Origin of the sequence: Leifsonia sp. Leaf336 (genome assembly GCF_001423695.1) — a bacterium.
GTDB lineage: Bacteria > Actinomycetota > Actinomycetes > Actinomycetales > Microbacteriaceae > Leifsonia.
On record NZ_LMOZ01000003.1, the window covers coordinates 599,298 to 612,063 of the forward strand.

Here is a 12,766-nt window from a genome sequence, read left to right on the forward strand (position 1 = left end):
TCCGTTACCCTTGACAAGTTGCCCGGGCAGAGTTCTGCCCACGCAACCGATGTACAACCCTCCTGCTGCAGAACGTCTGCAGCCGCTGAGACCAGAGGAGGTGGGTTAGTCATGCATCAGTACGAGTTGATGGTCATCCTCGATCCCGAGATCGATGAGCGCACCGTTGCTCCCAGCCTCGACAAGTTCCTCAATGTCGTTCGTAACGACGGCGGAACGATCGACAACGTCGATATCTGGGGCCGTCGCCGCCTGGCGTACGAGATCAACAAGAAGTCCGAGGGCATCTACGCCGTCGTGCAGCTCACCGCGACCGGTGACACCACGAAGGAGCTCGACCGCCAGCTGAAGCTCAGCGAGGCCGTCATGCGCACCAAGGTGCTCCGCGCCGAGGAGGCCATCGCCCAGGTCGCCGCCGCCCAGCAGCGCGCCGACGAGAAGGCCGCCCGCAAGGCCGCGTCCTCCTCCGAGAAGGCCGGCGCCTAGTCCGATGGCCGGCGAGACCGTCATCACCGTGGTGGGCAACCTCACGGCCGACCCCGAGCTGCGCTACACGCAGAACGGGCTGGCTGTCGCCAACTTCACTATCGCATCCACGCCCCGCACGTTCGACCGTCAGGCGAACGAGTGGAAGGACGGTGAGGCACTGTTCCTGCGCGCGAGCGTCTGGCGCGAGTTCGCCGAGCACGTCGCAGGCTCGCTGACCAAGGGGTCCCGTGTCATCGCTCAGGGCCGTCTCAAGCAGCGGTCCTACGAGACGAAAGAGGGCGAGAAGCGCACCTCGATCGAGCTCGAGATCGATGAGATCGGTCCGTCGCTGCGTTACGCCACCGCCCAGGTGACGCGCACGCAGTCGTCCCGTGGTCCTGGTGGTGGCTTCGGCGGCGGTGCTCCCGCTGTCGAGGAGCCGTGGGCCGCGTCCGCGCCTGCCGACCCGTCCGCGGGTGCCGACGTCTGGAACACTCCGGGCTCCTACAACGACGAGACCCCGTTCTAAAGGGTCCCTACAACTGAGTTTGCCTGGCAGGCTGCGGCCACGTCAGGCGGAAAGCAAAGGAAATCATGGCTGGAAAGTCGAGCGGCGACCGCCGCAAGCCGATCCGCAAGGGCAAGGACGGGAAGAACGCCGCTCCGGCGAAGTCCGTCCGCGTCGGGGTCATTGACTACAAGGACGTCGCGACCCTGCGGAAGTTCATCTCGGAGCGTGGAAAGATCCGCGCCCGCCGGATCACCGGTGTCTCCGTCCAGGAGCAGCGCCTGATCGCCCGTGCCGTCAAGAACGCGCGCGAGATGGCTCTCCTCCCCTACGCCGGCTCCGGCCGTTAAGGAGAAGAGACAGAATGTCGAAGGTTATTCTCACGCACGAGGTCACCGGCCTCGGCTCCGCCGGTGACGTCGTCGACGTCAAGAACGGCTACGCACGCAACTACCTCGTCCCGCAGGGCTTCGCGATCTCGTGGACCCGTGGTGGCGAGAAGCAGGTCGAGCAGATCAAGGCGGCTCGCGCCGCTCGTGAACTGCACACCATCGAGCAGGCGCAGGACCTCAAGGCGAAGCTGGAGGCGACCCGCGTCAAGCTCGTCGTCAAGGCCGGCCGCGAGGGCCGCCTGTTCGGTTCGGTGAAGACGGGCGACGTCGCGGACGCGGTCAAGGCCGCCGGCCTCGGCGAGCTCGACAAGCGCAAGATCGAGATCCCCAACGCGATCAAGGTGATCGGTGACCACGAGGCCACCGTGCGCTTGCACGACGACCTCTCGGCCGTCATCTCGCTGCAGGTGGTCGCCGCCAAGTAGCGGTCGCGGAACAGCACAGTGTAGCGGCGGGCTTCGGCCCGCCGCTACACCTATCTAAGGGAGTTTTCCCCGGCTCCATCCACAGTCCCGAATGACCATCGAAGAGCTTCGACCACAGGTCGAGAAGAGTTTTCTACACACAGCCTGGGGACAATGAAGTCCCTGGTCAAGGCGGTTTTAACTCGCGATATTCGTTCGTTTTCCACATAGATTCCCACATCTTCTGCACAGACGCGTCGGCGTTTCGCGCAGATTTTCCACATAGTTATCCACAGGGCGAGTTGTGGTGGACGCCGACCGGTTCATAGGGTGGAGCGACGTCGACGGAAGGCCGCCGAGGATCGGCTCGCACCACGGTCGCTCGTGGTGGGAGACGTTGTCGGTGGCCGTCCGTAGTCTGCGATCGGACGCGCTTCGGTGCGGTCTCTCCGGCATTCTCGGAGCGGCCTTATCGGCGCGCCCGCGTACCGCCGAGCCCATGGCGGCGCAGGCTGGAGGCGGCGCCACCGTTCGGTGCGCGCTCGGAAGTAGAAGTGAGGAGTGAACGTGTCGATCGCCCATATCGGTCTCGCAGACAGTCGCGAACCGGGCGAGGCCCGCTCCCCCGAGCGTGTTCCTCCGCATGACCTCCTCGCCGAGCAGAGCGCTCTCGGCGGAATGCTCCTGAGCAAGGACGCGGTCGCCGATGTCGTCGAGGTCGTCCGCGGCACCGACTTCTACATCCCCAAGCACGAGATCATCTACGATGCGATCCTCTCGCTGTACTCGCACGGTGAGCCGACCGACGTCATCACCGTCACCGACGAGCTCACCAAGCTCGGTGAGCTCTCCCGGGCGGGAGGAGCCGAGTACCTGCACACGCTCACGAGCCTCGTGCCCACGGCCGCCAACGCGGGCTACTACGCGAACATCGTCACAGAGAAGGCTCTGCTGCGCCGTCTGGTGGAGGCCGGAACGCGGATCACGCAGATGGGCTACAAAGCGGAGGGCGAGGTCCTCGACCTCGTCAACAACGCGCAGGCCGAGATCTACTCCGTCACCGGCACCCAGGAGGCCGAGGATTACGTCCCGCTGACCGAAGCGGTCACGGTCGCCATCGACGAGATCGAGGCCGCCAAGCACAAGGACGGCTCGATGACCGGCGTTCCCACCGGGTTCGCCGAGCTCGATGAGCTGACCAACGGCCTCCACCCGGGGCAGATGGTCATCGTGGCCGCGCGCCCGGCGCTCGGCAAGTCCACGCTCGCGCTCGACTTCGCGCGGGCGGCCGCGATCAAGCACGACATGCCCACCATCTTCTTCTCGCTCGAGATGGGGCGCAGCGAGATCGCGATGCGCCTTCTTTCCGCCGAGGCGACGGTCCCCCTGCAGCACATGCGCAAGGGAACCGTCGACAATCGGGACTGGACGACCATCGCCTCCACCCGCGGGCGCATCAACGACGCCCCGCTGTACATCGACGACAGCCCCAACATGACCCTCGTGGAGATCCGCGCCAAATGCCGGCGCCTCAAGCAGCGGGTCGGCCTCAAGATGGTGATCATCGACTACCTCCAGCTGATGACCAGCGGCAAGCGTGTCGAGAGCCGCCAGCAGGAGGTCAGCGAGTTCTCGCGTGCGCTCAAGCTGCTAGCCAAGGAACTCCAGGTGCCCGTCATCGCCCTGTCACAGCTGAACCGTGGTCCGGAGCAGCGTGCGGACAAGCTTCCGGCCCTGAGCGACCTGCGAGAGTCCGGCTCGATCGAGCAGGACGCCGACGTCGTCATCCTGCTGCACCGCGAGTCGGCCTACGAGAAAGACAACCCGCGAGCCGGCGAAGCCGACCTGATCGTCGCGAAGCACCGCAACGGCCCCACCCGGACCGTGACGGTCGCCTTCCAGGGCATGTACTCCCGCTTCACCGACATGGCGCCGATTTGACCGGACCTTTTGGTCCGCGCGTCACCGCTGCCGAACCACGTAGACGATGGTGCCGCCCGCGTCGGTCAGCCGAACGTCGTACAGCGGGCCCATGAGAATCGCAGGGTCGGATCGGAACGATCGGGTCAGGTAGCCCGCCGCGGCGAGGGCACGCGTCGCCCTCGCCAGTCCTTGGGCGCGGGCGGGAGCGATGGCGACGGTCCAACCGCGAGTGGCGTCGCCGGACGCGGCGATGACCGTGCCGGCGATCACGGGTACCCAGGCGCGAGGGAAATCGGGGGGCAGGGACGTCGTCATCGTGGCAGACGGCGCGAGACCGTCGTCCGCCGCCGGTTCGGACGCGGTCGTACAGCCGGCGAGCAGTCCCGCCAGCAGGAGGCTTGCGCCGACCAGCGTTCCCAGACGGTATGTCGTGTTCATGGAGTCCCTCCGTTCGTGTGCATTCGTCAGAGCGTCGAACGGGAGATGCCCAGAACGACACCGCGGCCCCAGAGGGACGCCGGGATAGGATCGCCGCATGTCCGAGCATCGCGTCCTCGCCCCGCAGCTCGCACCCGGCGAGAAGGTCATGGGTCCTGCGTCCTACTTCCCGAGCATCGAGAAGAACTACGGGAGACCCGTGCAGGACTGGCTCGACCTGGCCGTCCAGCGGCTCGAAGCCGGCTCCTCCCACATGGAGGTCGTCGGCTGGCTCAAGTCGGAGTACGGGATGGGTCACGGACACGCCAACGCGATCGTCGGTTATGCACGGGCGGAGCTCGCGAAGAGCGAGTGACCGCGGCGCCGTCCGGGAGCCCCGGGTCACGGAATCATCCTGCGGACTGACGCGCACGCCCTCCGCTTCACGTGAAATGGGAGGATGAACACCATCCTCCTCTCGCTGCTGCAGGGCGCAGGCCCCGTCGCGTTCGCGGTGGTGTCGTTCGCGCTCGCGTTCACCTGGCCCAGGCTGATCGAGTCGGTCGGCCGGCTCGGAAGCGAGCGTGCACGCCTGACGGCCTACCTCTCGCTCGGCCTGGTGCTCCTGCTCGCCGGAGCGGTCGTATACGTCGTGCCCGGTGTTCTACTCGCCGATGAACTCGGTGCCATCGTCGCCCTTCCGGTGGTCGCCACCTGGGCGATCGTCTCCGCCGCCCTCGTCGTGCGGGCCACGCTTCAGACCGGCGTCGAGCGAGTGGTCTCGGCCTCCTTCGCGATCGTCGCCGTGTGCGGCGCGGCCGCCGGCATTCTCATCACGCTGAGCGGACACCACGCGATCGCTGCCACGATCCTCCCGACGGGCGCCTTCGTCCTCGTCGTCAGCGCGATCGCAGCGCTCATCGGGTGGGCCCGCGTCGAGCCGGCCATCGACGGCGCTTCTGCCTAGCATTCAGAGCACCCGGAGGATTCGAGAAGGGACACGGCCGCCGCGGCTTCGCGCGGCAAACGCGCAGGAAGGCCCCGACTAGACTGGGGAGCGAATCCTGACTGAGAGAGGTCGCCGAGTGGCACCCGCCGTTCCCCAGAATCAGGGCGATCCGAACCCGAGCCGTTATTGGGTCGTCCCCGCTGTGCGCGCGCTCGTCGCGCTCGCGACCGCCGCTGTCGTCACCTTCACCCGTGACGCGCACACCGCACAGTTCGGTCTCATCGTCTTCGGGTTCTTCGCTGTGGTCGACGGCCTCGCGACCGGCGTCCTCACCCTGCTTTTCGGCTCCCGCGGCCTCACCAGGACGCTCTTCGCCGTGCAGGGCGGGATCGGCCTGGTCGCCGGAGTGGTCGCTCTCGCGCTCAACGGCGGCGGGCTCGGCCTGTTCCTCTATCTCGTGACGGTCTGGGCGGCGCTCACGGGCGTCCTCGAGCTCTACAGCTGGGTGCGTGAACGCCGACGCGACGCTGCTGCCCGTGACTGGCTCATCACCGGGGCGCTGACCGCGATCCTGGCCCTGGTGCTCCTTCTCGTGCCGGCCGACGCCGTGCTCGCCATCGGGCTCTTCGGGGCCTGGGCGGTCATCGTCGGCGTCTTCCAGGGCATCGGCGCGGCGTCCCTGCGGACGGCCGCGCGCACCGCTGCGGCCTCCCGCCGGATGGAGGGCGGATCGTGACCAAGCGTGACAAGAAAGACCCCAGCGTGACCAACAGCCTTCAGCCGAGCCGCCGCGACCGATTCCTCCCCGCCGAACTGCTCGGCATCTCGGCCGGCCTCGGCGTCTTCGTCGGGCTGATCGTCCTGATCGCGACGCGCGAGTTCATCCTCGCCGGCGTCGCGCTGGGCATCGCCTTCATCCTCTCGCTCGTGCTGATGGCGCTCTTCGCACTCGCGTTCAAGCCGACGGCGGCTGAGGTCGAAGACATCCACGAACAAGACGTGGAGGCTCAGGAGAAGGCCGCGGAGAGGTCCGGCGACACGGGTCGCCCCACGAGTGACGGCAGCGCCCACGACGCTGCGCAGGGCGACGCGCCCGACGAGAGCCGCCCGACCGGCCACTGACAGCACGACCGGCCCCGACCGCGGAGGCGGTCAGCGCCGGAATCACCCAGCAACTGCTCAGCGGGTGATAGGGCGAGTGAGCGTGGCGCTCCAAAGGCGGCAAATACGCGGACGGGCAAAGCCTGAAAGCCGGTGCCGTCCTACACTCCGGACAGCCCATGACTTCACAGACCCCCTTGACTACGCACGATCGCTTCGAGCATTTCGTCATCACCCGCTTCGGTATTCGCTGGCGAGAGGAACACTCTCCTCCGGACGACGCATGGCTGCGTTATCGGCTCGGGCTATTCGAGGCGGTGTGCCTCCCGAGCGTTCTCAGCCAGACGGGCGTGCAGTTCCGGTGGCTGGTGCTCATCGATGAAGGCTGCCGTGCGGCGTGGCTCGAGGAGGCGCTGACGGATCTCGGTGCAGGCACCGTGTTCGAAGTGGTCTGGATGGAGCGCAACTTCTGGTCGGAGATCGACACGGTCGTTACTGACCGAGCCGCGGCACCTTATGTCATCACCACCCGCCTGGACAGTGACGACGCGATCGCCCGCGACTATCTCAGCCGCGTTCAGGCGACGTTCGACAATCAGGATCGCCTGTATGTCAATTTCCAACGCGGACTGCAGTTCGAACGCGACGGTGCGCTCTACTCCTACCTGTATCCGGCCAACGCGTTTCTGTCGTTCATCGAACGCCGGACACCAGGCGGTCCGATCCGTACTGTGTTCTCCGCTCCTGCCCACCCCGACGCGGCTCTGTACGGCGACGTGCTTCAGGTGTCGGCCCCGCCGTGCTGGATCATCGTCGTGCACGGCGCCAACCTTCTCAACGAGATCAAGCCGGTCGCGTGGCGTGTGCGGCCCGAGGTGCTGGCCGATCGATTCGACGTCCACCTCCCGCTCGCACCGGTCACCACGTGGGAGCTGCTTCGCTCTCGCGTGCGCACTGCCGGCGCACGCGCGCGTCGCGTGTTCGTGCGCTGGCGGATCGGCAAGCAAATTCTCTTGACGATGGCCCGCGGCAACCGGATGCAGAAGCAGACGAACGAGCAGCGATAATGCCCGATGCGAGGCGCTAGAGGAGGTCGACCAGCTCGGGGGCGAGGCCGATGTATGCGGCCGGCGTGAGTGCCAGCAGGCGGTTCTTGGCTGCCTGACCGATGTCGAGGCCGTCGACGAACGCGGTCAGCGCCTCGTGGTCCACGCGCTTGCCGCGCGTGAGCTCCTTCAGCAGCGCGTACGGGTCGGAGATCGTGGAACGGCCGGCGGTGACCTCCGCACGGATGACCGTCTGGATGGCCTCGGCCAGCACCTCCCAGTTGAGGTCGAGGTCGGCCGCGAGGGCATCGCGGTCGAGCGAGATCTGCGCGAGGCCGCGCTGGATGTTGTCGAGGGCGAGCAGCGAGTGCCCGAGCCCGACGCCGATGTTGCGCTGCGTGGTCGAGTCGGTGAGGTCGCGCTGCAGCCGGCTCGTCACCAGCGTCGACGCGAGCGAGTCGAGCACGGCGCTGGACAGCTCGAGGTTGGCCTCCGCGTTCTCGAAGCGGATCGGGTTGACCTTGTGCGGCATCGTCGACGATCCGGTCGCGCCGGGCTCGGGCGTCTGCCGGAAGTAGCCCAGCGAGATGTACGTCCAGATGTCGGTGCACAGGTTGTGGAGGACGCGGTTGGCGTGCGAGATGCGGGAGTAGAGCTCGGCCTGCCAGTCGTGCGACTCGATCTGCGTGGTCAGCGGGTTCCAGCCGAGACCGAGGCTCTCGACGAACTCGCGCGACACCCGCGGCCAGTCGGCCTCGGGGTCGGCGACGAGGTGGGCGGCGAAGGTGCCCGTCGCGCCGCTGAACTTGCCGAGGTACTCGGTGCTCTCGATCTGGGTGCGCAGACGCTCGAGGCGGTGGACGAAGACGGCGAGCTCCTTGCCCATGGTCGTCGGCGTCGCCGGCTGGCCGTGGGTGCGCGCCAGCATCGCGTCGTCGCGGTACTGGAGGGCCTGGGCGCGCAGTTCGGCGATCACCGAGCGGAAGGCCGGCAGCCAGACCTGGGCGACGGCGGCGCTGACGGTCAGGGCGTAGGAGAGGTTGTTGATGTCCTCGCTGGTCGCTGCGAAGTGCGTGAGCTCGGCGATGTGGTCGAGCCCGAGCGCGTGCAGGCGCTCGCGCACCAGGTACTCGACCGCCTTCACGTCGTGCTTGGTCGTGGCCTCCAACTCGGCCAGCCGGTCGATCTCGGGCTGGCCGAAGTCGTCGGCGAGCGCACGCAGCTGGCGCGCCTGCTCGTCGGTCAGCGGGCTGGAGCCGAACATCCGGTGGGAGGTCAGGTAGAGCAGCCACTCGACCTCCACCTGCACCCGCGCCCGGTTCAGTCCGGCCTCGGAGAGGTGGTCGCCGAGACCGAGGACCGCGGAGCGGTAGCGGCCGTCCAGGGGGCTGAGCGGCTGGGGAGGCAGGGCGGTCATGGGACTCCTCGCGGGATTCGGCGTGGTGGGATCGCTCCTATTCTCCCGCACTCCGCGAGGCGCCAGCGATCGCGGGTCAGCGGTCGCGCGTGAGCGGCCGGAAGATCAGGCCGATGAGCCACGCGATGATGCCGAGCACGAGCGCGCCCCAGACGCCGGCCCAGAACCCGTCGACGTGGAGGCCGAACCCCATGAGGCCGCTGATCCACGACACCAGGAGCAGCAGCAAGGCGTTCACGACGAACGAGATCAGGCCCAGCGTCAGGATGTACAGCGGGAACGCGATGACGCGGACCACGGTTCCGACGATGGCGTTGACCACGCCGAAGATCAGCGCGACGAGCAGGTAGGTCAGGACGGTGGCGGTGCTGTCCTGGGCGTACGGAACGACCGTGACGCCGGAGACGATGAAGGTCGTCAGCCAGAGCGCCAGGGCGTTGATGATCACCTTGAGCAGGAATCGCATGCCGACATCCTCCCAAACGGGAGGCGCGAGCGGCAGGGGCTCGCCGCTAGGGTCGCGGCCGGTAGAAGAGGAATTCTCCCAGCGGCATGCGCCCGCGACTAAGTTGGGTCTGTGACTGACGAAGACGCGCTCAGCGTTCGGCTGCGGCCCGAGATCGTGGCGGTTCCCGCCTACAAGCAGGGCAGGCCGGCTCCGGCGGACGGTTTCAAGCTGTCCAGCAATGAGAACCCCTATCCCCCGCTCCCCTCCGTCGTGGAGGCCGTGGCGGCGACGCTGGCCGACCTCAACCGGTATCCGAACGCGGGAGGCGCCGACCTCCGTCAGCGCCTCGCCGAACGTCATGGTGTCGACGTCGACCAGGTTCACCTCGGCAGCGGTTCGGTCGCGCTGCTCGCGCAGTTCATCTCCGCGGCCGCCGGCGTCGGCGACGAGGTCGTCTACTCGTGGCGGTCGTTCGAGGCCTACCCGGGTCTGGTCACGGTCGCCGGAGCGACGAGCGTGCAGGTGCCCAACCGTCCGGACGGCGGCCACGATCTGGCGGCGATGGCGGCGGCGATCACCGATCGCACGCGCGTGGCGATCGTCTGCACTCCCAACAACCCGACCGGCCCTGCGGTGACCGCGGACGAGTTCGAGGCGTTCATGGCCCAGGTGCCGGGCGACCTCCTGGTGCTGCTCGACGAGGCCTACTACGAGTTCGTCACCGACGATGCGTCGGTCGACGGCATCCCGCTGCTCTCGCGCTATCCGAACCTCGTCGTGCTTCGCACCTTCTCGAAGGCGTACGGGCTCGCAGCACTGCGGATCGGCTTCGCGGTCGGCCCCGCCGCCGTGCTGAACGCAGCGCGTTCGGCCGCCATCCCGCTGTCGGTGACCGACGCCTCCCGCGTGGCTGCGCTCGCGTCCATCGATGCGGAGGACGAGCTGATGGAGCGCGTCGCCCGTATCGCCATGCGGCGCGACAAGCTCCGCGACGCGCTCGTCGAACAGGGCTGGAACGTCCCCGTCTCGCACGCCAACTTCGTCTGGCTTCCCACCGGCGAGCAGACCGCCGCGGCCAACGACGCCTTCTTCGACGCGGGGCTCACGGTGCGGGCATTTCCGCCGGAGGGCATTCGGATCAGCGTCGGTGAGCAGGAATCTGTGGAGAAACTCCTGCAGGTCAGCGCGGATATTGTGCAGAACCTACCAAATGGGCACCCCGGCAAGCGGTTAGGTTAGAACGGTGGTTGCGACGAACGATACCCCGCGCCCGGCGAACACCGTCCAGCTGCTGACTGCTGACGGCCGTTTCCAGCCGAGCGACCTGGCCGGAGAGTACCTCCCGTACCTCGAGCGACTCGACGAGAACGATTACCGGACCTTCTACCGCGACATGGTTCGCGTCCGCGCGTTCGACCTCGAGGCCGCCAACCTGCAGCGCCAGGGCCAGCTCGGCCTCTGGGTGCCGAGCCACGGCCAGGAGGGCGCCCAGGTCGGCTCCGCCCGCGCCGCCAAGCCGCAGGACAACCTCTTCCCCTCCTACCGCGAGCACGTCGTCGGCATGATCCGCGGCATCGATCCCGTGGGCATCATGGGACTTCTGCGCGGTACGACCCACGGCGGCTGGGACCCGACCGACCCGGCGGTGCGCAACTTCCACCTTTACACTCTGGTGATCGGATCGCACGCGGTGCACGCGACCGGGTACGCCCTGGGTGTGAAGCTCGACGGCAAGGTCGGCACCGGCGACCCGAACAGCGACGAGGCGGTCATCGTCTACTTCGGCGACGGCGCGACCAGTCAGGGCGACGTCAGCGAAGCGTTCGTCTTCGCGGCCAGCTACCAGACTCCGCAGGTGTTCTTCCTGCAGAACAACCACTGGGCCATCTCGGTTCCGGTGACCACGCAGTCGCGCACCCCGCTCTACCTGCGCTCCAGCGGGTTCGGCATCCCCGGCGTGCAGCTCGACGGCAACGACGTGCTCGCCGCCTACGCCGTCACCGCGAAGCACCTGGACGACGCGCGCAACGGCGAAGGCCCCAGCATGATCGAAGCCCTCACCTACCGGATGGGCGCGCACACGTCGAGCGACGACCCCTCCAAGTACCGCAGCGACGACGAGGTGGCCTACTGGGCCGAGCGCGACCCGATCCTGCGCTTCCGGATCTTCCTGGAGCAGCAGGGCGTCGGCCAGGCGTTCTTCGACACGGCGCAGGAGGAGGCGGCCGATCTCGCCGCCGACGTGCGTCGGCGCACGCTGGAGCTTCAGGCGCCGCCGCCCGCCAGCATGTTCGAGAACGTCTACAGTGAGCCGCATCCCCTGATGGACGAGCAGCGGCGCTGGCTCGAAGAGTACGAGGCATCCTTCGGAGGTGACGCATGAGCGACCCGAGAGGCGAGACCGGCTACGTGGAGGCCGAGCTCATCGACGACGAGACGCAGCAGCACGACGAACCCGCGACGGAGACCCAGGCGATCGACGTGGTGGAGATCGTGGAGAGCGAGCCTGGCTCGCTCGTGCTCGAGGAGCACGTGGCCGAGCAGGAGTGGACGCGCGAGTTCGCGATCGAGGACAGCGCGCCGGCGATGCCGGAGACCGAGCTCGCCGGGTCGGGTGAGCTGGCGAGCGTGAGCGACGAGCAGGAGGCCGAGAGCGCCGCCGCGGAGACCACGTCTCAGCAGGCCGTTCCCGCAGCCGAGGCCGCCGGTCCGCGCCTCCAGTCGCTGCCGATGGTCAAGGCCCTGAACGCCGGCCTGCGCCGCGCGCTCGCCGACGACCCGAAGGTCCTGCTGATGGGCGAGGACATCGGCCCGCTGGGCGGCGTCTTCCGCGTCACAGAGGGCCTCCAGGCCGAGTTCGGCGCCAAGCGCGTGCTCGACACCCCGCTCGCGGAGTCGGGGATCATCGGCTCGGCGATCGGCCTCGCGATGCGCGGCTACCGTCCCGTGGTCGAGATCCAGTTCAACGGGTTTGTCTTCCCCGGATTCGACCAGATCACGACGCAGCTCGCCAAGCTGACGAACCGGCACTCCGGCGCCGTGTCGATGCCGGTCGTCATCCGCATCCCGCACGGCGGTCACATCGGCGCGGTCGAGCACCACCAGGAGGCCCCGGAGGCGTACTTCGCGCACACCGCAGGCTTGCGTGTCGTCGCGCCGTCGACGCCGCACGACGCGTATTGGATGATCCAGGAGGCGATCGCCTCCGACGACCCGGTGATCTTCTTCGAGCCGATGAGCCGCTACTGGCCCAAGGGCGAGGTCGACACCGTCGAGAACGGCGTGCCCCTGCACGCGAGCCGGGTGGTCCGCACCGGAACCGACGCGACGATCGTCGCCTGGGCCGGCATGGTGCCCGTCGCGCTGCGCGCCGCGGAGATCGCGGCAGAGGAGGGGCGGAGCCTGGAGGTCATCGACCTCCGCTCGCTGTCACCGATCGACTACGCGCCCATCGTGCAGTCGGTCCAGAAGACCGGCCGGCTCATCGTCGCTCAGGAGGCTCCCGGCGTGGTGTCGGTCGCCTCCGAGGTGGCGGCCGTCGTCTCTGAGAAGGCGTTCTACTCGCTGGAGTCGCCGGCGCTGCGCGTCGCCGGATTCGACACCCCCTTCCCGCCGGCCAAGCTCGAGGACGTGTATCTTCCCGACGCCGACCGCATCCTCGAGGCCGTCGACCGCGCGCTCGCCTACTGAGCC

General features: G+C 67.9%; 16 protein-coding genes. 13 read left to right on the plus strand and 3 right to left on the minus strand.

The features are described from left to right. Nucleotides 1-111: 111 nt before the first annotated feature. From rpsF to dnaB, 5 genes are all read left to right on the plus strand, one after another. On the plus strand, nucleotides 112-486 hold the full coding sequence (rpsF, locus tag ASF88_RS18165) for a 30S ribosomal protein S6 (RefSeq protein WP_055922121.1): 375 nt from the start codon (nucleotides 112-114) through the stop codon (nucleotides 484-486). 4 nt (nucleotides 487-490) lie between these two features. Continuing rightward, nucleotides 491-997 carry a single-stranded DNA-binding protein gene (locus ASF88_RS18170; RefSeq protein ID WP_055922125.1) on the plus strand — a complete coding sequence of 169 codons (507 nt, stop codon included), beginning with the start codon at nucleotides 491-493 and terminating at the stop codon, nucleotides 995-997. A gap of 65 nt (nucleotides 998-1,062) precedes the next feature. Further along, entirely contained in the window at nucleotides 1,063-1,326 is a 264-nt protein-coding gene (rpsR, locus tag ASF88_RS18175) for a 30S ribosomal protein S18 (protein WP_018189012.1), read from the plus strand. Between the two features lie 14 nt (nucleotides 1,327-1,340). Then, nucleotides 1,341-1,793, plus strand: a complete 453-nt coding sequence (gene rplI, locus ASF88_RS18180; protein WP_055922128.1) for a 50S ribosomal protein L9 — start codon at nucleotides 1,341-1,343, stop codon at nucleotides 1,791-1,793. Nucleotides 1,794-2,339: 546 nt separating this feature from the next. Continuing rightward, nucleotides 2,340-3,713, plus strand: coding sequence for a replicative DNA helicase (dnaB, locus tag ASF88_RS18185; protein ID WP_055923076.1), 1,374 nt, complete (start codon nucleotides 2,340-2,342; stop codon nucleotides 3,711-3,713). A gap of 21 nt (nucleotides 3,714-3,734) precedes the next feature. On the opposite strand, the gene ASF88_RS18190 is transcribed toward dnaB, so the two are convergent. Next, nucleotides 3,735-4,133: a hypothetical protein gene (locus tag ASF88_RS18190; protein ID WP_055922131.1), complete on the minus strand. Its 399-nt coding sequence runs from the start codon at nucleotides 4,131-4,133 to the stop codon at nucleotides 3,735-3,737. Between the two features lie 97 nt (nucleotides 4,134-4,230). Between ASF88_RS18190 and ASF88_RS18195 the strand changes: the two genes are divergently transcribed. From ASF88_RS18195 to ASF88_RS18215, 5 genes are all read left to right on the plus strand, one after another. Further along, entirely contained in the window at nucleotides 4,231-4,488 is a 258-nt protein-coding gene (locus ASF88_RS18195) for a DUF4287 domain-containing protein (protein WP_055922135.1), read from the plus strand. Between the two features lie 84 nt (nucleotides 4,489-4,572). Continuing rightward, on the plus strand, nucleotides 4,573-5,079 hold the full coding sequence (locus tag ASF88_RS18200) for a hypothetical protein (RefSeq protein ID WP_055922139.1): 507 nt from the start codon (nucleotides 4,573-4,575) through the stop codon (nucleotides 5,077-5,079). Between the two features lie 118 nt (nucleotides 5,080-5,197). Beyond that, nucleotides 5,198-5,797, plus strand: a complete 600-nt coding sequence (locus ASF88_RS18205; RefSeq protein ID WP_055922141.1) for a DUF308 domain-containing protein — start codon at nucleotides 5,198-5,200, stop codon at nucleotides 5,795-5,797. Beyond that, nucleotides 5,794-6,183 carry a hypothetical protein gene (locus ASF88_RS18210; protein WP_235493543.1) on the plus strand — a complete coding sequence of 130 codons (390 nt, stop codon included), beginning with the start codon at nucleotides 5,794-5,796 and terminating at the stop codon, nucleotides 6,181-6,183. The genes ASF88_RS18205 and ASF88_RS18210 overlap by 4 nt, the downstream gene beginning before the upstream one ends. Nucleotides 6,184-6,341: 158 nt before the next feature. After that, a complete protein-coding gene (locus tag ASF88_RS18215) occupies nucleotides 6,342-7,229 on the plus strand; it encodes a glycosyltransferase (RefSeq protein WP_082519058.1) in 888 nt (295 codons plus the stop codon). Between the two features lie 16 nt (nucleotides 7,230-7,245). Here ASF88_RS18215 and purB read toward each other — a convergent pair whose 3' ends face one another. Further along, complete coding sequence (purB, locus tag ASF88_RS18220) at nucleotides 7,246-8,625, minus strand: adenylosuccinate lyase (RefSeq protein ID WP_055922147.1); 1,380 nt, start codon at nucleotides 8,623-8,625, stop codon at nucleotides 7,246-7,248. A gap of 76 nt (nucleotides 8,626-8,701) precedes the next feature. Further along, nucleotides 8,702-9,091, minus strand: a complete 390-nt coding sequence (locus ASF88_RS18225; protein WP_055922149.1) for a phage holin family protein — start codon at nucleotides 9,089-9,091, stop codon at nucleotides 8,702-8,704. 111 nt (nucleotides 9,092-9,202) lie between these two features. On the opposite strand from ASF88_RS18225, the gene ASF88_RS18230 reads away from it, so the two are divergent. From ASF88_RS18230 to ASF88_RS18240, 3 genes are all read left to right on the plus strand, one after another. Beyond that, nucleotides 9,203-10,312, plus strand: a complete 1,110-nt coding sequence (locus tag ASF88_RS18230) for a pyridoxal phosphate-dependent aminotransferase (protein WP_055922152.1) — start codon at nucleotides 9,203-9,205, stop codon at nucleotides 10,310-10,312. 4 nt (nucleotides 10,313-10,316) lie between these two features. After that, nucleotides 10,317-11,456, plus strand: a complete 1,140-nt coding sequence (locus tag ASF88_RS18235) for a thiamine pyrophosphate-dependent dehydrogenase E1 component subunit alpha (protein WP_055922155.1) — start codon at nucleotides 10,317-10,319, stop codon at nucleotides 11,454-11,456. Between the two features lie 347 nt (nucleotides 11,457-11,803). After that, complete coding sequence (locus ASF88_RS18240; RefSeq protein WP_055923078.1) at nucleotides 11,804-12,763, plus strand: alpha-ketoacid dehydrogenase subunit beta; 960 nt, start codon at nucleotides 11,804-11,806, stop codon at nucleotides 12,761-12,763. Nucleotides 12,764-12,766 lie beyond the last annotated feature (3 nt).